General features: G+C 40.6%; 23 protein-coding genes. 21 read left to right on the top strand and 2 right to left on the bottom strand.

Going from position 1 to position 22,036, the window contains the following annotated elements:
- Positions 1–7: 7 nt before the first annotated feature.
- Positions 8–850, bottom strand: coding sequence for a class I SAM-dependent methyltransferase (locus SOI81_RS14960; protein WP_320540952.1), 843 nt, complete (start codon positions 848–850; stop codon positions 8–10).
- 80 nt (positions 851–930) lie between these two features.
- Entirely contained in the window at positions 931–1,950 is a 1,020-nt protein-coding gene (nagZ, locus tag SOI81_RS14955) for a beta-N-acetylhexosaminidase (RefSeq protein ID WP_239974848.1), read from the bottom strand.
- Between the two features lie 192 nt (positions 1,951–2,142).
- Here nagZ and prc point away from each other — a divergent pair, with 192 nt between their 5' ends.
- The 21 genes from prc (at position 2,143) to SOI81_RS14850 (ending at position 22,036) form a co-directional block, all read left to right on the top strand.
- On the top strand, positions 2,143–4,326 hold the full coding sequence (gene prc, locus SOI81_RS14950; protein WP_016142246.1) for a carboxy terminal-processing peptidase: 2,184 nt from the start codon (positions 2,143–2,145) through the stop codon (positions 4,324–4,326).
- 138 nt (positions 4,327–4,464) lie between these two features.
- Positions 4,465–5,751, top strand: a complete 1,287-nt coding sequence (locus tag SOI81_RS14945; protein WP_239974993.1) for a glycosyltransferase family 4 protein — start codon at positions 4,465–4,467, stop codon at positions 5,749–5,751.
- Between the two features lie 24 nt (positions 5,752–5,775).
- Positions 5,776–6,327 (top strand): phosphatase PAP2 family protein, encoded by a 552-nt coding sequence (locus tag SOI81_RS14940; RefSeq protein ID WP_316249979.1) that lies wholly within the window; start codon positions 5,776–5,778, stop codon positions 6,325–6,327.
- Positions 6,328–6,426: 99 nt separating this feature from the next.
- Positions 6,427–6,627, top strand: a complete 201-nt coding sequence (gene iscX / locus SOI81_RS14935) for a Fe-S cluster assembly protein IscX (protein ID WP_004698764.1) — start codon at positions 6,427–6,429, stop codon at positions 6,625–6,627.
- A gap of 113 nt (positions 6,628–6,740) precedes the next feature.
- Positions 6,741–7,172, top strand: a complete 432-nt coding sequence (gene ndk, locus SOI81_RS14930; protein WP_003654870.1) for a nucleoside-diphosphate kinase — start codon at positions 6,741–6,743, stop codon at positions 7,170–7,172.
- A gap of 123 nt (positions 7,173–7,295) precedes the next feature.
- Positions 7,296–8,531: a 23S rRNA (adenine(2503)-C(2))-methyltransferase RlmN gene (gene rlmN, locus SOI81_RS14925; RefSeq protein ID WP_002115097.1), complete on the top strand. Its 1,236-nt coding sequence runs from the start codon at positions 7,296–7,298 to the stop codon at positions 8,529–8,531.
- A gap of 14 nt (positions 8,532–8,545) precedes the next feature.
- Positions 8,546–9,346, top strand: a complete 801-nt coding sequence (pilW, locus tag SOI81_RS14920) for a type IV pilus biogenesis/stability protein PilW (protein WP_199936991.1) — start codon at positions 8,546–8,548, stop codon at positions 9,344–9,346.
- Positions 9,337–10,128: a helix-turn-helix domain-containing protein gene (locus SOI81_RS14915; RefSeq protein WP_016142242.1), complete on the top strand. Its 792-nt coding sequence runs from the start codon at positions 9,337–9,339 to the stop codon at positions 10,126–10,128. The genes pilW and SOI81_RS14915 overlap by 10 nt, the downstream gene beginning before the upstream one ends.
- A gap of 21 nt (positions 10,129–10,149) precedes the next feature.
- The gene (gene ispG / locus SOI81_RS14910) at positions 10,150–11,265 is read left to right on the top strand and encodes a flavodoxin-dependent (E)-4-hydroxy-3-methylbut-2-enyl-diphosphate synthase (protein WP_320540951.1); all 1,116 of its coding nucleotides are present in this window, start codon (positions 10,150–10,152) and stop codon (positions 11,263–11,265) included.
- Entirely contained in the window at positions 11,262–12,554 is a 1,293-nt protein-coding gene (gene hisS, locus SOI81_RS14905; RefSeq protein WP_016142240.1) for a histidine--tRNA ligase, read from the top strand. The genes ispG and hisS overlap by 4 nt, the downstream gene beginning before the upstream one ends.
- A 28-nt stretch (positions 12,555–12,582) precedes the next feature.
- Positions 12,583–13,281 carry a YfgM family protein gene (locus tag SOI81_RS14900; RefSeq protein WP_016142239.1) on the top strand — a complete coding sequence of 233 codons (699 nt, stop codon included), beginning with the start codon at positions 12,583–12,585 and terminating at the stop codon, positions 13,279–13,281.
- Complete coding sequence (gene bamB / locus SOI81_RS14895; protein ID WP_224992301.1) at positions 13,281–14,426, top strand: outer membrane protein assembly factor BamB; 1,146 nt, start codon at positions 13,281–13,283, stop codon at positions 14,424–14,426. The genes SOI81_RS14900 and bamB overlap by 1 nt, the downstream gene beginning before the upstream one ends.
- Before the next feature lie 188 nt (positions 14,427–14,614).
- Positions 14,615–16,024 (top strand): ribosome biogenesis GTPase Der, encoded by a 1,410-nt coding sequence (der, locus tag SOI81_RS14890; RefSeq protein WP_005066184.1) that lies wholly within the window; start codon positions 14,615–14,617, stop codon positions 16,022–16,024.
- A 196-nt stretch (positions 16,025–16,220) separates the two neighbouring features.
- Positions 16,221–16,835 carry a beta-ketoacyl synthase chain length factor gene (locus SOI81_RS14885; protein WP_239974843.1) on the top strand — a complete coding sequence of 205 codons (615 nt, stop codon included), beginning with the start codon at positions 16,221–16,223 and terminating at the stop codon, positions 16,833–16,835.
- Positions 16,820–17,623, top strand: coding sequence for a lysophospholipid acyltransferase family protein (locus SOI81_RS14880; RefSeq protein ID WP_081033665.1), 804 nt, complete (start codon positions 16,820–16,822; stop codon positions 17,621–17,623). Before SOI81_RS14885 ends, SOI81_RS14880 begins: the two co-directional genes overlap by 16 nt.
- A gap of 1 nt (position 17,624) precedes the next feature.
- Positions 17,625–17,885, top strand: coding sequence for a phosphopantetheine-binding protein (locus tag SOI81_RS14875; RefSeq protein ID WP_000067033.1), 261 nt, complete (start codon positions 17,625–17,627; stop codon positions 17,883–17,885).
- A gap of 5 nt (positions 17,886–17,890) precedes the next feature.
- Positions 17,891–18,145 (top strand): acyl carrier protein, encoded by a 255-nt coding sequence (locus tag SOI81_RS14870; RefSeq protein ID WP_080649511.1) that lies wholly within the window; start codon positions 17,891–17,893, stop codon positions 18,143–18,145.
- Positions 18,142–18,696 carry a septation protein IspZ gene (locus SOI81_RS14865; RefSeq protein WP_057105329.1) on the top strand — a complete coding sequence of 185 codons (555 nt, stop codon included), beginning with the start codon at positions 18,142–18,144 and terminating at the stop codon, positions 18,694–18,696. Before SOI81_RS14870 ends, SOI81_RS14865 begins: the two co-directional genes overlap by 4 nt.
- Before the next feature lie 9 nt (positions 18,697–18,705).
- Positions 18,706–20,364: an AMP-binding protein gene (gene vraA, locus SOI81_RS14860; protein WP_320540950.1), complete on the top strand. Its 1,659-nt coding sequence runs from the start codon at positions 18,706–18,708 to the stop codon at positions 20,362–20,364.
- Positions 20,365–20,366: 2 nt separating this feature from the next.
- Positions 20,367–21,107 carry a glycosyltransferase family 2 protein gene (locus SOI81_RS14855; protein WP_262457048.1) on the top strand — a complete coding sequence of 247 codons (741 nt, stop codon included), beginning with the start codon at positions 20,367–20,369 and terminating at the stop codon, positions 21,105–21,107.
- 2 nt (positions 21,108–21,109) lie between these two features.
- Positions 21,110–22,036, top strand: a complete 927-nt coding sequence (locus tag SOI81_RS14850; RefSeq protein WP_262457047.1) for an acyltransferase — start codon at positions 21,110–21,112, stop codon at positions 22,034–22,036.

Genomic DNA, 22,036 nt, shown 5'->3' with positions numbered 1-22,036 from the left:
ATATTTATTATTTTATTTGCGCGTGAATAGTCCAGACCAAATCACCCAAATGTTGCTCATGAGCATCAGAGGAAATTTGTCCAAAGAAAATTTGTGGTTGTTTCACATTCACCTGTTGAAACTCCGTGTCTTTAAAAAAGTCCTTAACCTCTTGTGGGCTTTTAAAATGAAAGCTAAAAGAGCTTCTAGACATGAGTTTAAGTAACTTACTGCTGTTCCAGATAATGCTCGCAAGTTTGTTTTTAACTGGTTCAGGGTATAGGTCAGTTAAATAATGAAACTTTTTAAAAGACGAACCATAGTGCGCAATTGATTGAATCAGTTGTTTTAATAAATCTTTATCAAAATAGTTAATCAGGCCTTCACTAATTACCACCAGAGGGCGGTTTGGGTCAAATACTTCAAATGCTTGTGCAAAAGCTTCTGTAAATAAATCAACTGATAAAACTTCAGGTGCATTTTTTTCAATTTGCTGTAATGCATTTTGTTTGGTTTGTGCCATATCGGGTAAATCAAGCTCTCGATAGGTAATCGAAGGGTAATGCTGTCTAAACCACCAGCCACGTGGCGATAACCCACATGCTATTTCTAAAACTTGTAGATCAGGATTTTCTTGAATGAGTTGTTCTAAGTGATGATCAAGCATGGTGTGGCGTTGTTTGAGTGTCGTACGCATGCTACCGCCGACATATTTCTCAGCCCAAGATTCTATTGGATGAACCAAATACGCTAGTGATTTACCTTTGGTTGTGGCAAGTGCTTCATGAGAAATCCCCATTTGATACCAGATATACCCCGTATAGTGGGCAGTAAAAGAGATGTGGCGGTGTTTTGAAAGTTGTTGTGTCATTCGTCCTGAACTCGATTTATTGTTTTTGTGTGGTTTGACTGATGATCGAGACCATCAGTCAAATATAGGTTTGACTCAATTTAGATCGAATTCTTAAACTCTTCAATGGCGGTTTTGACAGCTTGCCACTCATTTCCAAGCGATAAAGTTTCACCAATCTGAATTTGTGGAATTTTTCCACGCATGCGTTCTAAACGTTCTTGGTTTGGTAGCTCTAAATCTGTAATACCTTCAAGTGCTGTGCAGGCTGCACTTCGGTCATTACACACGAGTCCCATATCACAACCAGCTGCTAGAGCGGCTTGAATACGTGCATCTGCACCGCCTGCTACGCAAGCAGCCTGCATGCTTAAGTCATCAGAGAAAAGTACGCCATTAAACTTCAAGCGATTACGGAGAACTTCTTGAATCCAGAAAGGGGAAAAACCTGCCGGATTTGGGTCAACTTGATCATAAATCACATGTGCTGGCATGAGCGCATCAAGCTGAGGCATAAGCTTAATGAAGCTTTGCATATCATGGTTATAAATTTCATCATAGCTACGGCTGTCGATTGCAGCTGCTACATGAGAGTCAGCTTTTACAGAACCGTGGCCTGGGAAGTGTTTGCCCGTGTTTGCCATTCCAGCTTTTTTCATGCCTTGCATAAACGCGCCAGCAAGTGGTGCGATATCCTCAATATTTTTAGAGAAACCACGGTCGCCAATCACGTCACTAATTGCATTAAGATCTAAAACGGGTGCAAAACTAAAATCGATACCGACAGCAAGTACTTCGGTTGCCATGAGCCAGCCACATTTTTCAGCCAGCTCAAGTGCTTTTTGAGGTTGGGTTAAATACAACTCTCCGAAACGGCCCATAGCTGGTAATAGAGTGAAACCTGATTTTAGGCGCTGAACTCGACCACCTTCTTGGTCGACAGCAATCAAAATATCGGGACGAATTTGACGCATATGGTCGGTTAAAGCACGCACTTGTTGTGGAGATTCAATATTTCGTGCAAATAAAATCATGCCACCGACTTGCGGAGCGCGTAATAGTTCAATATCTTCTTGAGTAAGTTCTGTGCCGGCGATATCCAGCATCAATGCGCCAATCATATTGGTTCCATTTGAATTTTGATTGAAAAACAATAAGCGAATTTTGCAATGTTTTGCTACATTTTGTCAGTACAGAATATGATAAAACTACACGGTATAAACAATTTAGTTGGTTAAGATTTTGAATCTGCTTAGTTCATATCGAAAACAGAGCGTGTAAGATAGGAACACCCAAGGAAGTATTAAAAATTTATGAAACTTCAAACTATAGCTTGTGCAGTAGCGATCGCGACTGGCGGTTTATTCTTCTCTCATACGATGAATGAAGCGAGAGCAGCAACCAATACTGCTGCGGTTTCTCAATCAATCCAGCCAACGCAAGAACAAGCTTTGGTAGCTCGCCAGCTGGCAACTTTAGTTGATCGCCAACATTATTTAAATATGCGTCTGGATGCGACGACATCAAATCGTATTCTCGATATGTATTTAGATAGTCTTGATCCAGATCACTCACTATTTTTAGACGCTGAAGTTCAAAATTATAAAAAACTCTATGGTTCAAATTTTGGTGCTTCATTAAAAGCGGGGAATTTAACTGGACCGTTTGCAATTCATCAGCAATATCGTGAACGCTTAAAACAGTTTTATGAGTTCATGCTAGCTGAATTGAAACAACAGCAAAATTTAAAACAGCCAAATAGTTATATTGAAGTTGATCGTGAAAAAGCACCGTATTTTAAAACGACAGCTGAGCAACAAAATCATTGGCGTAAAATGTTGGTTTCACAGTTAATTAACTTAACCATTAGCCGTGAAGAAGAGCAGGCGAAACAAAAAGCGCTTAAAGAAAATCCTTCACTTGCTAACGGTCAGGACTTAACTGGCCCAGAAGATTTAACGCCAGCTCAAACGTTAACTAAACGTTATACACGTCAGCTTGAAAGAATTAGTCGTGTGAAAAGCGATGACGTCTTGGACAAAACATTAAATGCAATGTTGGCGACCTATGATCCGCATAGTAACTATTATCCGCCAATTGATGCGATCGAACTAAATCGCCAAACCACCTTACAACTCGAAGGTATTGGTGTGTCGATTCGTCCAGAACGCGGCAACGAAGATTACACCAAGATTGAAACTATTGTAGAGGGTGGTCCTGCAAGTAAGTCTGGTCAAGTGAAATCAGGAGATCGAATCATTGGCGTCGCTCAAGAGGGCGAGAAAATGGTTGATGTGATTGGTTGGACAAGTTCTGAAATTGTTGGACTCATTCGTGGTAAACGCGGAACAAAAGTCACATTAAAACTTCTTGGTGCCGGTGCATCAATGAGTCAAGCACGTAATGTGACTTTAGTGCGTGATGTGATTCAAGAAGAAGATGCTGGCGTTCGTTCACGCACAGTTGAAGTAACACGTGATGGTAAAAAGCATGTGTTGGGTGTAATTGAAATTCCATCATTCTATTTTGACTACCGTTCACGTCGTGCAGGTCAACAATACCGTTCAGTTTCTGAAGATACTGCAAATGCTTTCGAAGCACTAAAAGCGAAGAAAGTAGAAGGGATTATTATTGATTTACGTAATGACCCAGGTGGTTCATTAGAAGAAGTTGCACGCATGTTGGGGCAGGTGATTAAGTCTGGTCCGGTTGTACAAATTCGTGATGGTAATGGCAACGTAAGTGTTTTTGAAGACAATGATGGCGGCCAACAAATTTATACAGGTCCACTCGCTGTATTGGTGAACTTGGCGTCGGCTTCAGCAAGTGAGATTTACTCTGCTGCCATTCAAGACTATGAGCGCGGTATTATTATTGGTAGTACAACAACTGGTAAGGGTACAGCTCAGGTACAACTTGATACTCTTGCATACGGTCAAGCGACTTTAACTCAGCGTAAGTTCTATCGTATTACGGGTGGTAGTACACAAAATAAAGGTGTAGTGCCAGACATTAAACTCGTCGATATCTATAACGAAGAGTTTGGTGAACGTAAATCGAAGAATGCGTTGAAGTGGGACACAATTCCTACTGCACCATTTAAGCGTGAAGGTTCTGTTCAGCCTTATGTGACAAAGTTGTCTCAATTCTCTGAACAACGTGTTGGTAATGATGCTCAGTTTAAATATCTAAATAAGCGTACTGCGATTGCTAAGGTAACAAGTGAGCAAAAACAAGTGGTACTTGATATTGATAAGCGCCGTGCTGAATTACTTGGTTTAGAAAAACAAACTTTAGATGCAGAAAATGAACGCCGTGCTGCAACTGGTCAAAAGCCTTTTGCAAATTGGGAAAGCTATCAAGCTTCATTGGATGCTCTAGCTGAATCTCGCGCTAAAATGAAAGCATCACAACGTCCTGCATTACCAGAAGAAGAAACTTTTGTGACTGAAGCCGCAAATGTACTTATGGATTATGCAAAATTGCAAAATCGCTAAATATTACTAGGTCTTAAGAGAAAAGCATGCTGTTATCAGTGTGCTTTTTTTATTTTTCATGTCAGTAAACTGTCATGCATTTATCATCAAATTGTCAAAAAAACTGCTTAATCTTTAAGCATGAAAATAAATACATTGATGGATGGCGCTATGCAAAGTTCATACGCGACAGCACTATTAAAACAACAGCAACTTCCTGAAAGCTTCCAATTCTTTTTTAAACAAAAGCAACTATCTAATACGCATTCATTGCATGATTTAGTGCGTCCACGTTTAAAAATTGCAATTGTTACTGAAACTTGGCCACCTGAAATCAATGGTGTGGCACTTTCATTATTGCAATTATGCCAAGGTTTACAGAAACAGGGGCATAAGATTTTATTGATTCGCCCAGAGCAAAAAGCGAAATGCCAAGACTTTACGCCAGAGCAAGAGTGTCTGGTGATGTCGCAGGCGATTCCAAAATATCCGACTTTACAGTTTGGTTGGCCACAATATTTAAAAGTATCGAAAGCTTTTGAAAAATTTGTGCCCGATGTCGTTCACATTGTGACTGAAGGGCCGTTAGGCTTAACAGCCATGCAAGCTGCTAAAGCAAAAGCTATTCCAATTTCGAGTGGCTTTCATTCCCCATTCCAAGATTTTAGCCGATTCTTCGATTTGGCTTTTTTAGTCAAACCAATTCAAAAATACCTTTGCTGGTTTCATAACAATACGCAAGTGACCTGTGTGCCGAGTAAAGATACACAAGAAGCATTACGCGGTTTTGGTATTACTTGCCCGCTGGTTGTGGTTGGGCGTGGCGTAGATTCAACAAGATTTTCACCGAAGCATCGCTCTGAAAATTTGCGAAAACAATGGGATGCTGATGAGAATACTCGCGTTATGCTTTACGTGGGGCGCTTATCTCCCGAAAAAGAAGTGCAAGTGCTCATTGAAAGTTATACCAACCTACAAAACATTCAGCCACATAAAACTAAATTAGTTATTGTGGGAGATGGTCCAGATTTTACTCGGTTAAAGTCACTACCTGCAGCGAAGGATGTTATCTTTACTGGAAGTCTGAGAGGGCAAGATTTGGCAGCCGCCTACGCGAGTGCAGATGTATTCGTTTTTGCGAGCCAAGTTGAAACGTTTGGTAACGTAGTTTTAGAGGCGATGGCAAGCGGTTTACCAGTTATCGCGTATGATTATGCATGTGCACATCAATATTTAGCCCATGGTGTGAATGGCTGGTTAAGCCCACTTGGACAAATAAACCACTTTATACAACAAATTTATCAGCTTCCTTCAGTACAACAACTTAGAGAAATGGGCATACAAGCCTGTCATAAAGTACAGCAAAGCGGTTGGCAACTTCCGGTTCAGCAATTGGAGCAGGCATTTTATCAGGTAGTGAAGGAGCCCTCGTTGGACTTCACCTAAGTATCCTAAGATAGGAGAATGACCATGAAACTTAAGAATGCAAAAATAAAAATACTCGATTTAGATTTGAGAGGCTGTTTATATCTTAATAATTTCTCTCACTCACAGCGTGTTGCCCTTTTTTTCAAAATTATCAGTCGTGTTGGTGATGGTCCATTTTGGTATCTGATGCTGGCAATCGTGTGGGGAATGCAAGGCATCACCTATAGCTTGCAAATCATCTACTTGTTATTAGGTGGTTCGGTCGGAACAGCAATCTACAAATTTTTAAAACATAAAACAACGCGACCGCGTCCTTATCAGGTGCATCAGGTGATTGTACTCGGTGAAAGACCACTTGATCACTTTAGCTTTCCATCGGGTCATACGCTTCATGCGGTTATGGTGACGATTGTGTTGGGTTACATCCAGCCAGTTTTGCTTGCAGCTATGTTCCCATTTATGGTGCTGGTCGCTTTGTCTCGGATGGTGCTGGGCCTTCATTACCCAAGTGATGTAATCGTAGGCGCCCTAATTGGTGCAGCAGTCGCTGCGATGATTATTTTTATAGCGCCATTAATGAACATCGCTTTATAGGCATCGGTAATTTTTATCAGCTTAAGCTATCGATTAGGTTTGTGGATTTGCTAAAGTACACAGTTCGTGATTTAGCAGATTAAACAGATAGGAGCCGCTATGGGCTTACGTTGGACAGATACGATTGATATTGCCATTGAATTGTCAGAAGCACATCCAGAAGTTGATCCGCAATGGATCCGTTTTACCGATTTACATGCATGGGTGTGCGCATTACCAGACTTCAGTGATGACCCAAATAAATCGACAGAAGGATTGCTAGAAGGCATTCAGATGGCCTGGATAGACGAAGTTCGCTAAAAACAGTAGAAAAAATCGCAACTTTTACACATTCAAAGCTGATTATTGCCTATGACATCGGTATAATGCGGCAAATTTTTTAATGTTTAAATTTTAAAATAAAGGAGCCACTCATGGCTATTGAACGTACTTTGTCTATCGTAAAACCTGATGCCGTGTCTAAAAACCACATCGGTGATATTTTTGCTCGTTTTGAAAAAGCGGGTTTAAAAATTGTTGCGACTAAAATGAAACACCTTTCTCAAGCTGATGCTGAAGGTTTCTATGCTGAGCATAAAGAACGTGGTTTCTTTGGTGACTTAGTTGCATTCATGACTTCTGGTCCAGTTGTAGTATCTGTTCTTGAAGGCGAAAATGCAGTTCTTGCACACCGTGAAATCTTAGGTGCTACAAACCCTAAAGAAGCTGCTCCTGGTACGATTCGTGCTGACTTCGCTGTAAGCATCGACGAAAATGCTGCTCACGGTTCTGACTCAGTTGCTTCTGCAGAGCGTGAAATTGCTTACTTCTTTGCTGACAACGAGATCTGCCCACGCACTCGTTAATCGAAAGCATTCAAACCAGATAAGTGGTATACTACTTATCTGGTTTTTTTATTCTCTCAAGAGAATATTGTTTGATTCTTGAACAATATCTTCAGTTTTTTGACATGGTTTAGGTAAATACACATGAGTTCTGCAGTGGTCGTTTCATCTGAAAATCTTGATGGACAGCAGCAATCTTCGTCCACGCCGGTAATCCCTGCTGCCGAAAATAAAGTGAATTTGCTCGGCATGTCTCGTCCTGAGTTAGAAAAATTCTTTGAAGATATTGGTGAGAAGAAGTTTCGTGCCGGACAGGTCATGAAATGGATACATCAATACTTTGTCACTGATTTTGCTGAAATGACCAATATTTCAGGTAAATTACGTGCAAAGCTTGAACAGATTTGTGAAATTAAAGCACCTGAAGTGGTTCACCGTCATTATTCAAAAGATGGTACACGTAAGTGGGTGTTTCGCGTAGGTGAGGGTGCAGGTTCTTTAGTTGAAACTGTATTAATTCCTGCCGAAGATAAAACTGGATTACGTAAAACACTTTGTATTTCTTCTCAAGTGGGCTGCGCATTAGATTGCTCGTTTTGTTCGACAGGTAAACAAGGTTTCCAACGTGATTTAACGCCAGATGAAATTATTGGGCAACTCTGGATGGCAAACTATTCTTATATGGAAGAAGTGCCTGTTGCCGAGCGTGAGCGTTCAGTGACCAATGTCGTGATGATGGGTATGGGTGAGCCACTGCTCAACTATGATGCCGTATTAAGCTCAATGCAGATCATGCTTGATGACTTTGCTTATGGCATGTCAAAACGTCGTGTGACTTTATCAACGTCAGGTGTTGTGCCAAAAATTGACCAGCTTGCGAAAGATATTGATGTGGCTTTAGCAATTTCCTTGCATGCGCCAAACGATGAGTTACGTAATGAGCTTGTGCCAATTAATAAAAAATATCCATTGGCTCAGTTAATTGCAGCATGTCAGCGCTATATTGCCAAAGACGGTAATGAAAGTACGCGTAAACATGTGACCATCGAATATGTGATGTTAGAGGGCGTAAATGATCAGCCTGAACATGCACAGCAAATGATTAAATTATTAAAAAATTTACCAAGTAAAATTAACTTGATCCCATTTAACCCATTCCCGCATGCACCATATGGTCGCTCAAGCCGAAATCGTATTATCTCGTTCCAAAAAACTTTGTCTGATGCCGGATTTGTGTGTACGATTCGTCAAACACGTGGTGATGATATTGATGCTGCATGTGGACAGCTAGTGGGTCAGGTGGCTGATAGAACCCGCCGTGCTGAACAGTGGCAGAAAAAAGTGACACAGCGTCAAGAGATTTTGCGTACACAAGGATAAATTGAGGGCAGGCTTTGAGTATTCCAAAGTTAAAAACGGTCTTATGTATGGGGATTGCAGTTGCATTTCTGGCAAGTGGTTGCCAGACAACGCATACGCAAAAAAAAGACCCAGAAAAAGCAGTAAAAGTGCGTACACAACTTGCTGCTGAACATATCCGTTCTGGTGACTTGGACTCAGCAAAGCGAGCTCTTGATCAAGCTTTAAGTGTAGATAGCCGTGATGCAACAGCAAACATGATGATGGGGATTTTGCTACAGCAAGAAGGTAGCAAAACCAACTTAGAAAAAGCAGAACATTATTTTAAACGAGCAATTTCATCTGAACCGGATAATGCTCAAGCACATAATAATTATGGTACTTATTTATACCAAATGGAGCGTTATAATGAGGCGATTGAGCAATTCCGTATTGCTGGCGCAACATTAGGTTATGACCAACGCTATCAGGCATTAGAAAATCTGGGGCGTATTTATTTAAAATTGGGTGATGTTGTGAATGCTGAAAAAACATTCAAACAAGCACTCCTTGCTAACCGCGACTCTTATATTTCAATGTTAGAGTTAGCGGAAATTTTTTATTTGCAGCAGCAGATTCCGGCTGCTACACAAATGTATGAGCAATATGTTCATACAGTGGGGCAGAAAAATCAGGGTGCAAGAGCACTTTGGATTGGTGTAAGAGTGGCTCGAGCCAATGCGGATAAAATGGGAACGCAAGCGTTAGTAAACCAATTACGTGCCTTGTTCCCGGAAAGTCCAGAATATCAACGTTATTTGCAATTACAGTATAGTACTGAGGCCGTATGGAAATAAATCCTAATTCACAGCAGCCAACTGGCTCAAGCTTACCGACTTCTGCTTTAGGAAATATTCAACGTCCTGGTGAGTATTTACGTCAAATTCGAGTTGCTCAGAATAAAGAGTTAGGGCAAGTTTCTTCAGATTTAAATATGCCGGTTAAGACTCTGACCGCTTTAGAGCAAGATGATTATAAGTCATTGCCAGAAGCGACTTTTATTAAGGGTTATTACCGTTCATATGCGAAATATTTAAATACAGATGCGACGGCGATTATTCAGCGCTTCGATGAGATTTATGCAAATGATACGGGCCTTTTACCAAATCATGCTTTAAATAACTCGCCAATTAAAATCATGGGCAAACTCCCAGGTTCTAATAGCGATCGTAATAAGAAATGGTTAAAACGTGCACTGCTTGCTGTTGTAATTCTTGCTGTTGTGTCATTACTTGTTATGGGTATCCAAAAATGGACTTCAAAGAAAGACGATGCAGATTTACCTAAAGTAAATCAATCGAATGTTGAAGTTTTACCTATGCAGGGAAGTACCACCTCAACAGTGGGTGACCAATTAGTGTTAAACTTTAACCGACCAACTTCTGTTCATATTGTTGATGCAACAGGTAAAGTTTTGGCGACAGGTCGTCAGTCATCAACTTTAAGCTTAAATGGTGAGTCTCCATTCCAGATTCGTCTTGATGATGCAACAGCTGTGTCATTAAGTCTAAACCAAGAACAGATTTCATTGTCTCCATATACGGTAAACGGTAAAGCAGAATTCCGTTTATCCCGCTAATACCATGAGTTGAGCGATACAATGATAGAGAACCCAATTAAACGTCGACCAACACGTAAAATCCGTGTTGGTTCGGTGTATGTCGGTGGCGATGCACCTATTAGTGTGCAAAGTATGACAAATACCGAAACTTGCGATGTCGATGCAACCGTGGCTCAAATTGAGCGTTGTGTTGATGCAGGTGCTGATATTATGCGTGTTTCGGTCCCATCTATGGAGGCTGCTGAAGCATTTGGTGCAATTCGCAAGCGCGTTTCAGTACCTTTGGTTGCAGATATTCACTTTGACCATAGAATTGCCTTAGCTGTTGCAGATTATGGTGCAGACTGTTTACGTATTAACCCTGGTAATATCGGATCAGATCAGAAAGTTCGTGAAGTCGTTGCAGCGGCACGTCATCATGGCATTTCTATGCGTATTGGGGTCAATGCGGGTTCTCTAGAAAAAGATTTGCAAAAGAAATATGGCGAGCCTACCGGACAAGCACTTCTTGAATCAGCTTTACGTCATATTGAGATTTTAGATCGTCTTGACTTCCATGAGTTTAAAGTTAGTGTAAAAGCCTCAAATGTGTTTTTAACCATGGATGCTTACCGCTTGCTTTCTCAGCAAATTGATAATCCATTACATTTAGGCGTAACTGAAGCAGGTATTTACCGTACAGGTACTGTGAAATCAGCGATTGCCCTTGGTGGATTGTTGATGGAAGGTATTGGCGATACGATGCGTATTTCGCTCGCTGCCGAACCGGAAGATGAAATCAAGATTGGTTTTGATATTTTAAAATCACTTGGGCTTCGTTCTAACGGGATTAACTTTATTGCTTGCCCGAGTTGTTCACGCCAAGAATTTAATGTTATTCAGGTGATGCAAGCGTTGGAAGAACGTTTAGAAGATATTCGTACTCCAATGGATGTGTCGGTAATTGGCTGTAAGGTAAACGGTCCGGGTGAAGCAAAAGAAGCTGATATCGGAGTTGTTGGGGCTGCGCCTCGTTCATTGGTTTATCGCAATGGTGAAAAAAGCCATCTAATCGATACCGATCAATTGGTTGATGAAATCGAAACAATGGTTCGTCAACGTGTCCAAGAGCTTGAAGAAGCTAAATCTAAAGAAATTATTCGTAGTTCATCATGAGTTCAATCGTCGCAATCAAAGGTTTTAATGACATCTTGCCAACGCAAACAGTAGCGTGGAGACGTCTCGAGCAACATTTAGCATCTTTAATGGATGCTTATGGATATCAACAAATTCGTTTGCCGATCGTTGAACAAACGGGGTTGTTTAAACGTGCTATTGGTGATGCTACCGATATTGTCGAAAAAGAAATGTATACCTTTTTCGATAAAGGCAATCCACCAGAGTCATTAACCTTACGTCCGGAAGGTACGGCAGGTTGTGTTCGTGCTTTAGTTGAACATAACTTGTTGCGCGGTGCGACGCCACGCGTGTGGTATATGGGACCTATGTTCCGTTATGAGAAGCCACAAAAAGGACGTTATCGTCAGTTCCACCAGTTTGGCGTGGAAACTTTCGGTGTTGCGACTCCTGATATTGATGCTGAATTGATTATGTTAACTGCTCGTTTATGGAAACGTATGGGCGTTGCAGATAAAGTTCAGCTTGAATTAAATACTTTGGGCGAAACTGATGAGCGTACAGAGTACCGTAATGCTTTAGTTGCGTTTTTAAACGAGCATAAAGATGCGTTGGATGAAGACTCACAGCGTCGTTTAACAACAAATCCATTACGTATTTTGGATTCTAAAATTGAATCTACCCAGAAAATTCTGGAAAATGCGCCAAAATTACATGACTTCTTAAAAGAAGAAAGTTTAGATCATTTTAAGCAGTTACAAGACTATTTGACTGCTGCTGGCATCCAATTTGTCATTAATCAGAAGTTGGTGCGTGGTCTAGATTATTACAATAAGACTGTTTTTGAGTGGACAACTACTGCTTTAGGTTCGCAAGGTACTGTATGTGCTGGCGGTCGCTACGATGGTTTAGTTGGTCAGCTAAAAGGTAAGCCAGATCAATCTGTACCTGCTGTTGGTTTTGCGATGGGTATGGAGCGTTTATTGCTTCTACTTGAACAGGTTGAACAGGCAGAAGTTATTCGTGATTGCGAAGTCTTCTTGGTTGCAGAACCTGCTTATCAAACCAAAGCTTTGATTCTAGCGGAACAATTACGTGACCAGTTAGAAGCTGCAAATAGCAGTATTCGAATCAAAACAGGTTCGCAAGGTAGCATGAAGAGTCAGATGAAAAAAGCTGATCAGGCTGGGGCTGTTTACGCCATGATTTTGGGTGAGCGTGAATGGGAAGCGCAGCAACTTGCTATCAAAGAGTTGGCAACAGCTGAGCAGTCACAAGTTGCACTGGCTGACCTTGTACCATTCTTAATTGAAAAATTTACAAAATAAACTGAAACATCTGGAAAAGGACAATCACATGAGCTTAAGTGATGATGAACAATTCGACAGCTTAAAGTCGTTCGCAAAAAAATATGGTTCTGCCATCATTAGCGGGATTCTCATTGCATTGATTGCCTTTTTTGGGTGGGAATATTGGCAAAAAAGAAATCTTGCAAGCAGCCAAGTAGAAACTGCAAAAGTACAGCAGTTAATGGATGAGGCAAATGCGAGTGCCGATAATCCTAATGCTTTAACTTCGGTAACTGCATCGGCAGATAAGATCGTAAAAGATGATATCGATTCTGTTCAGGCCATACAGACTCAGTTTGTGTTAGCAAAATTAGCCTATGAAAAACAGGACTATGCAGCTGCTGAAAAAGCGTTGAAGAAAGTTGAAAATTCAAAAGTCAAAGATGAAGGTTTGATTCAAGTTGTAAAATTGCGTTTAGCAGATGCACAATTGGCGCAAAACAAATATGATGAAGCACTAAAAACCTTGTCTGGTAATGTCGATCCTGCGTTTAAAGCAACAGTAGAAGAGTTACGTGGTGATATCTTTGTTGCCAAGAAAGATATTGATTCTGCTAAAAAAGCGTATCAAGCTGCATGGGATTCGTTACTGGAACGTAAACAAGAGCGACAAATTTTACAAATTAAACTCGAAAGTGTTGGCGTTTTAGTTGAAGATCCACAGATTGAGCGCCCAATTTTGGAAACACAGGTGGAAGAGTCTTAATGAATCAGAAATTCAAACTGCCTTTGGCAATTGCAATCGCATCGGCTGTACTGGTGGGATGTTCTAGCAACAAAGTAAAAGAAGCAAAACCAAATCCACTACCGAAATTGACTGAGTCGAAAAAGACTCTAGTACCGGTGTTTTCGCGCAGTGTTTCTTCTACTGATAAGGCAGATCCGTTACGTTTGCAGCTTGATGCAAGTGAAGGCGTAGTTTTTACGCTTGATCCAAAAGGTGAAGTTGCCGCATATCGTGGTAAACAACGCCTTTGGGAGAAAAAAGTCAGCAAATTAGGCTTAAGCTCTGGTGTTGAAGCTGCTGAAGGAATTGTTGTTGTTGGTAATAGTAAAGGTCAACTGTTTGCATTAGATCAGGCAACAGGTGAGCAGAAGTGGACAGCACAGTTATCTGGTGCACTATTAAGTCCTTCTTTAGTTCAGTCTGGACGTGTTATTACCGTTGCTAATGATGGTACTGTGTTTGCTCATGATGCTGCTTCAGGTCAACAAGTTTGGGCGTATAAATTACCAAATGTTCAATTTAGTTTACGTGGACAGGCATCACCAGTGAGTCTTGATCCGCGTACTGTATTAATTGCATCTGCGAATGCATATGTTTATGCAATTGATACCATTAGTGGTATTCCGCGTTTCCAGCGCCGTGTTGCGGTAAGTGAAGGTCGTTCTGATATTCAACGTTTAATTGATATTGATGGTGATCCTACTGTTGCTGGACAGTTTATGGTAACGACTAGTTTCCAAGGACAAGTGACCGTAACTGACCTAGCTTCTCAACGTGTAGTTTGGAGTGAAGACTCAAGCAGCACGAAGCGTCCAGAAGTGTATGACAATAAAGTATTTGTTTCTTCTACGGATGGTAAGTTAACGGCTTATGATTTAACGACAGGCGAACAGATTTGGCAAAATGATAGTTTGTTAAACCGCCATTTAAGTAACCCGGTTGTGTTGGGATCAGACCTTATTGTTGGTGATTTAGATGGAGTATTACATCTTGTTGATCCGGCAACAGGTAAGCTAATTGGTCGTTCAAAAACAAGTGGTGAGGTCAATACATTACGTGTTATTGAGAACCAACTTTACGTTTCGACCAGAAAAGGCGATTTAAGTATTTGGCAGAATCGTTAATTTCGTTTGCTTGTGCTAAAATAGCCGCTTAACAAATTACGCTGTTAAAAAATATCGGGGTGTTTGAATTAAATCAGTTCAAAGCCCCGTCTTTTATTATGGTCATATCTGACCTTAAAATATATCTCCTGTATTGTTTCTAATGCTCATGCCATGAGATATGGCTGGTCTTGAATTAAGGTTATTGTATGAAACCCGTTATTGCGCTCATTGGTCGTCCGAATGTCGGAAAATCAACGTTATTTAACCAGATTACCAAGAGTCGTGATGCACTTGTAGCCGACTTCGCGGGCCTGACTCGTGACCGTAAATATGGTGATGCGACTTATCAAAATAAGTCTTTCATTGTCGTTGATACTGGCGGTATTGGTGAGAGTGAAGGCGGTATTGATAACTACATGGCCGAGCAGTCAAAAACAGCGATCAACGAAGCAGATATTATTATTTTTGTGGTTGATGCTCGTGCTGGATTGTTAGCTTCTGATGAGCAAATTGCTCGTGAACTACGTACTTTAGGCAAGAAAATTTATCTTGTTGCGAACAAGGTAGATGGTGTTCATGCTGAAGCAGCTTTAGTTGAGTTCTATAAACTTGGTATGGGTGAACCATTACAAGTTGCCGCTAGCCATGGTCGTGGCGTACAACAAATGCTGGAAGACGTACTTGCTGAAGTTCCAGAAGATGAAAACCCTGAAGAACATGACAAAGATACTGGCTTACGTTTGGCAATTATTGGTCGTCCTAACGTTGGTAAGTCAACACTAGTCAACCGTTTGCTTGGTGAAGACCGTGTGGTGGCATTTGACCAACCAGGTACAACTCGTGACTCGATTTACATTCCATTTGAACGTGAAGGCCGTAAATACACCTTAATTGATACAGCAGGTGTGCGTCGTAAAGGTAAAGTTGATGAAATGATTGAGAAGTTCTCAATTGTTAAGACTTTGCAAGCCATGAAAGATGCACATGTTGTCGTGGTTGTAGTCGATGCGCGTGAAGGTATTGTTGAGCAAGACTTGCATTTAATTGGCTATGCGCTTGAAGCTGGTCGTGCCATGGTTATTGCCATCAATAAATGGGATAACATGTCTGAATACGACCGCAAGCAATGTAAGCTTGATGTTGAACGTCGTTTTGACTTTATTCCATGGGCAAAAATCCATTTAATTTCTGCTTTACATGGAACTGGGGTGGGTGATTTATATCCTTCTATCCACCGTGCTTATGAGTCTGCAAACTTAAAAGTATCACCAGCTAAATTGACTCAAATTTTGAGTGATGCGACAGAAGCTCATCAACCACCAATGATTAGCGGTCGTCGTATTAAAATGCGTTATGCGCATATGGGTGGACAGAACCCACCGACTATTGTGATCCATGGTAATAAGGTTGATAAGACACCTGCCGATTATCGTCGTTACTTAGAAAACGTGTTCCGTAAAGTATATAAACTTGAAGGTACGCCAGTTCGTATTGACTTTAAAACTTCTGAAAACCCATTTGAAGGTCGTAAGAGTCAGGTTGATGAACGTACTGCTGCACGTCGCCGTCGCTATATTCAGAAATTTAAAAAAGCAGAGAAAAAATTTAACCGTTAAGTTTTTTTCTGTTCAAAAACCCAAAGTTTTCTTTGGGTTTTTTTTGCAAATAAATGAGCTAGTCCGAAGAGTTATGAAAAAGTGTGAGTAATAAACGTAATTTTTTGTAAATTTTATAACGAATGCTATAATCAGCATCTTTATAAAATAATTTATATTTCGACAGAATAACGCGGCTTAGGGTTCATTTTTTAGCATGGTAACATTACATCTTGCTCAGCTTATATTTACACATGCTCAGCCCTCCTATACGGCGCTCGACTGCATCCCGGCTATGCAGCGTAGACGTTTATCACCATTGGCTAAACTTGCTTTAAATAGTGCGATCGGCGCATTAGACGGTAATAAGGCCGATTATATTGTTTGGGTATCAAAATATGGTGATGAGGCCAAAACGTTAAATATCTTGCAAGATGTTTTAAATGATCAAACCCCATCGCCTACACAATTTTCAACGTCTGTTCATAATGCAATTTCTGGTCTCTATTCAATTTTATGTCAGGATGATACTCCCTCTACAAGCTTAAGCTGTTCATGGACTGAGGGTTTGATTGAGGCTTATGCACTTTTAAAGTCAATGCCTGAGATTAAGCGAGTCTTAGTCGTCGCTTATGATGAACCATTACCTAGTATTTATACTGAGGCAATCAATTTTCCTGCCTATGCGATGGCCGCTGTCGTTACTTTAGAGCAACCTAATTTACAAATTACTGCGTGGACGCATATAGATGAAGCAGATGCTCCTGCTTTTGCTCATTTTTGGCAGGATGCTGACCAGTTAACATCTGCATTTGGGTGGAACAAATGCTAAATCTTAAAAATCTCAAGCAAAAAAGTAATTATTGCTGGCGTGTGGCTGCTACTGGTTTTAGCTTTGCCAGTTTTGGGCTAGGCGGTATGGCCATTGCCTCAGTGATTGCACCCGTACTCAATGCAACCACTTCTGATCCACAAAAGCGGCAGCAACGTGCGCAAAATGTGATTAAGCATAGTTTTAAAGGCTTTACCGACATGATGGTCAAACTTGGCATTATGACGTATTCGGTAGAAGGGTTAGAAAAGCTACAAAATAGTCGCCAAGAGCTGGTGATTGCCAATCATCCGACTTTGATTGATGTTGTAGTACTAATTGGTATGATGCAGCAGGCTAATTGTGTCGTGAAGCAATCTCTTTGGTCGAACCCATTTACTAAAGGACCGGTACAAAGCGCAGGTTATATTTTAAATGCAGGTTCTCAGCAGTTTGTAGAAGACTGTGTAAAGCGTCTAAAAGAAAACAATGCGGCTTCTCTTTTAATTTTTCCGGAAGGAACGCGCACTGAAAAAGGGATGACCCTAAACGAGTTTCAGCGAGGCGCAGCCAATATTGCCATTCGTGCAAATGTACCAATTCGCCCAGTAATTATTACTTGTACACCATCTACGTTAACCAAGAATGAAAAATGGTATCACGTACCATCTCAACCGTTCCATATTGAGGTTAAGGTGTTAGATGCAGTACAGGTATCAGATCTGTTAGATGATTTAACAGTAGGACCTAAACAAGTTCGTCAGTTAAGTCGTAGTTTTTATAAAATTTTTGAAGAAGAGTTATCTTGAAATGAGCAATCTTGCTGATGAACTAAAGCAAATGATTATTGATGTTCTAGCACTAGAAGATATTACTATTGCCGATATTGATACAGAAGCTCCATTATTTGGAGAAGGTCTAGGATTAGACTCAATTGACGCACTTGAGTTGGGACTGGCTTTGAAAAAGCGTTACAACATTCATTTAAATGCAGAGTCGGATGAAACCAAACAGCATTTTAAGTCAATCCAGAGCTTGGTTGCTTTAGTTGAAGCACAACAGAAGTCATAAGGAGCGTGATGATGTTATCTCAAGAGCAAGTACTAACTAAACTCCGCGAATGGATGGAAGATTTGTTTGAAATTGAACCGGAGTCTGTTCAACTCGATTCGAACCTTTATTCTGATCTTGATGTAGACAGCATTGATGCGGTCGATTTAGTTGTAAAAATTAAAGAGTTAACAGGCAAGCAAGTAAAGCCTGAAGACTTTAAAAATGTGAGAACCGTGCTTGATGTGGTGACGGTTATTCAGAATATGACTGCTGAATGAAGTTTGTTCTTAAAGGGATAATGACGGCACTTTTTGTGCTGTATCCCTTTATTGTGGGCTGGAGTTTGACGCATGGCCAATTTGTCTGGGTGAGTGCTTTACTCATCGGGTTGGGTGTGATCAGACTTTTTAGCAAAGGCAACTCGTTATTATGGCCATTAACGAGTTTTGCTATCGTTTGCGGCGGTCTAAGTTTATTGTTACATGACCATGCTTGGCTAAAGTTATATCCAGTGGGTATGAGTTTAGGCGCATTAATTATTTTTGCGCTGACACTGATTAAGCCGCCATCTATGATTGAACGCTTTGCCCGACTCGTTGAACCTGATTTACCTGATTCTGGGGTGCAGTGGACCAGACAGGTGACTAAAGTTTGGTGTGTTTTCTTTTTTTGTAATGCACTGATTGCTTTAAGCACTGTGCTTTTTACCTCAACTCAGGTTTGGGTCATTTATAATGGCTTTATTTCTTATGTGCTGATGGGCATTTTGTTCCTTGGTGAATTTATTTTGCGCAAGCGACATCAGCGTTTGCATTCTTCAAATCATTAATTAAAAACTATGTATTGCCATTTTCAGAAATTCATCGATTCAGCTCAGCCACTTTGTATAGACAGTGCTCTGCACTCGACCAGTTTTAATTACTTTTGGCAGGATGTGGCCTTACAAGCTACTGCAATTGCTCAAATGGAAAATCTAACTTGGGCTTTATGGGAAGCAGATAGCTATGAATTTCTGGTTTTATTCTTTGCTGCTTTGCTAGCGAAAAAACAAATACTTTTACCACCAAATCGGGTACGTGAACTAGAACAAGATTTTGCAGCACAGCAGATTTATTTTTTAAAGCGCCAAAATACTGAAAAAGTTGTTCCTTTATCTTTAACCTTAGACGATACTTTTTTAGAGCAGGCGCAACTCTATTTTTATACATCAGGTTCAACTGGTGAACCTAAAAAAATCCCAAGAACACTCAAACAATTACTCAACGAAGTTCAAGGGTTGAGTCAGAGCTTTAGTTTTGATGAACATGCAATTGCGATTGCAACTGTTAGTCATCAACATATTTATGGATTACTGTTTAAATTACTGCTACCACTTGCTACTGGTCGAAGTTTTTATGCGCCTCAAATGGCATTCCCAGAAGATGTGGTACAAGCTCAAAAACAATTAGAAACGTTGGGATTAAGCAATTATTTGATATCGAGTCCTGCATTATTAAAACGCTGGACAACCGATGTCGTTTTGCAACACTGTCAAATGGTCTTTAGCTCTGGTGGCAAGCTAGACAGTGGTATTCGTCCTTACTTAAACCGTCCGATTATTGAAGTTTTGGGAAGTTCGGAAACTGGTGGTATTGCCCATCGTGCTAAAGATGAAGATGCTTGGACTGCGTTTAGTAATGTGGCTATTCGTATTGAAGACCAACAGCTCATCGTAAAAAGTAACCATGCCTTTGAGAATGACTGGATTATTACAGGTGATGGCGCAGCATGGACAGATGCAACATGTCAGACCTTTACGCTGATGGGACGTACAGATCGAATTGTAAAACTTGAAGAAAAGCGATTGAGTCTAGACGCGATTGAACAAAGTATTCAGGCTTTAGAGGTTGTAAAACATTGTCATGTACTTGTATTTGAACATGAGCAACGCCAAATGTTGGGTTGTATTGTTGTTCTGACAGGACAAGCTCGTGAGCAGTTACAACAGCATGGTAAGTCAGCTTTTGTCAGCCATTTAAAACAACAGTTGAAAGATAGCTTGGAAACGATTGCGATTCCACGTCAATGGCGTTTCCTCAGCCAGTTACCACAAAATACTCAGTCCAAACTCAATAAAAACTATTTGAAAACTCTATTTAAGCCTATGTTACAACCCGTGGTGCTGTCCCAGTCTCAAAATTCAGATGACTATATTTGGGAGTTAGAATTTCCACCTGAATTAGCGTGTTTTAAAGGGCATTTTCCAACGCAACCGATTTATCCTGGAGTTGGGCAGATCGGTTTTTTACAACATTTTGCTAAATCAATTTGGTCTGATTTGAGCTGGTGTCAGGGATATGAGCAGTTAAAATTCCAAAACCTGATTCGTCCTTATGCTGTGGTACAACTTAAGCTTGCTCGAAAAGAGCATAAAGTAATTTTTGAACTACGTGATTCAGAACAGATTCTGGCTTCAGGGCGACTATTATTTGCTTTGCAAACAGAAGCAGAGGGTTAAAAATGCAGACCAACTACGGCTTTGTTGTTCCCGTTTATAATCATCCACATTATTTAGCAGATTTGATTGCTTATCTGGATAGTTTCCATTTACCGATTGTGTTGGTCAATGATGGCAGTGATGCTGCATGTAGCCAAATTTTAAAAGCATTGGCAGAGCAATACTCCCAAATTCATCTTATTGAACATGAGGTAAATAAGGGTAAGGGGCAAGCCGTAATGACTGGTTTACGTGTAGCTTATGAGCTTGGGTTAAGTCATGCATTACAACTCGATTCGGATGGTCAACACTGCTGGGATGACATTCCAAAATTTATTGAGCAGTCTCAGCAACATCCCGATGCGATGGTGATTGGTCAGCCATACTTTGATGCCTCTATTCCTAAAAAGCGCTTATATGGCCGTTACATTACCCATTTTTGGGTCTGGTTAAACAGTTTGTCTTTTGAAATTAAAGACAGTATGTGCGGATTTCGTGTGTATCCGCTCGCGAGCACGATAAGGGTTTTAAATAGTGCTAAATTCCAGCCACGTATGGGTTTTGATAGTGAAATTTTAGTACGTTTAAAATGGGAAAATACCTCTTTTATTAATGTACCAACACCTGTGGTTTATCCAGAGCAGGGAATTTCTCATTTTCATGCTTGGCGAGATAACTTAGGGCTAAGCAAAGCGCATGCAACTTTATTTATGGGCATGCTGATTCGCTTACCGAAGCTATTAAAACAAAAGCTGCAAGGTTAATTATGACAGATTCAGCTTCACCAAAATGGAACGACATTAAAGAGCGAGGCGGTATGTTGCCCCTCATGCTGATGTTGTGGTTTTACCGTTTTGGTGGACGTTGGTTATGCAAGTTGGTGATGTACTTCGTCATTATGTGGTATTGGTTATTTGCTGCCACAGCAAGACAGGCTTCCTTACTTTATTTACAAAAACTGCATCATTTTGCTGGATCACAGACTCCCTTTAGCCACCAACCAAATTGGACAAATAGCTACGCGCATTTCATGCAATTTGGCGAATGTATTTTAGATAAGATTGAGGGTTGGCTAGGCAATATTCCAGAGCAGGAGCTACAAGTTTTTGGACATGAAAACTTCTCTCAGCATTATCAAAAAGGTGCTCTGATTGTTGTCTCTCACTTCGGCAATATTGAATTGCTTCGAGCAATTAAGTCAGAGCATCCACAGAAAATTAATGTGCTGGTTTACCAAAAGCACGCGACCAAATTTAATGAGTTTTTGAAAAAAATAAATGATAAGGCAGATGTGTGTCTTTTATCAGTTGATGAGCTGGGTATTGAAACCGCAATGCTACTGCAAGACAAGATGCAACAAGGTGAGTGGGTCATTGTGGCGGCAGATCGAGTACCTGTGCAGTCAGATCGTGTTCAGCAAATTGATTTTTTAGGGGAGCCTGCATCCTTCCCTCAAGGTGCATGGATTTTAGCAAATTTACTCAAAGTACCTGTTATTGCAGTGTTTTGTTATCGAGTGCAACAGCAGTTTCAAGTGCATATTCATTCAATTGCCGAGCAGGTAAATTTACCGCGTGCTCACCGTATTGAAAGTATGCAAACCATCACTAAAACATACGTTGCCGTTCTAGAACAGCATTGTCTGCGTGCCCCTTATCAATGGTTTAATTTTTATAATTTTTGGACGAAATAA

It is taken from the genome of Acinetobacter pittii (assembly GCF_034067285.1).
Taxonomy (GTDB): domain Bacteria; phylum Pseudomonadota; class Gammaproteobacteria; order Pseudomonadales; family Moraxellaceae; genus Acinetobacter; species Acinetobacter pittii_E.
This window is presented reverse-complemented; position numbering and strand designations above follow the sequence as displayed.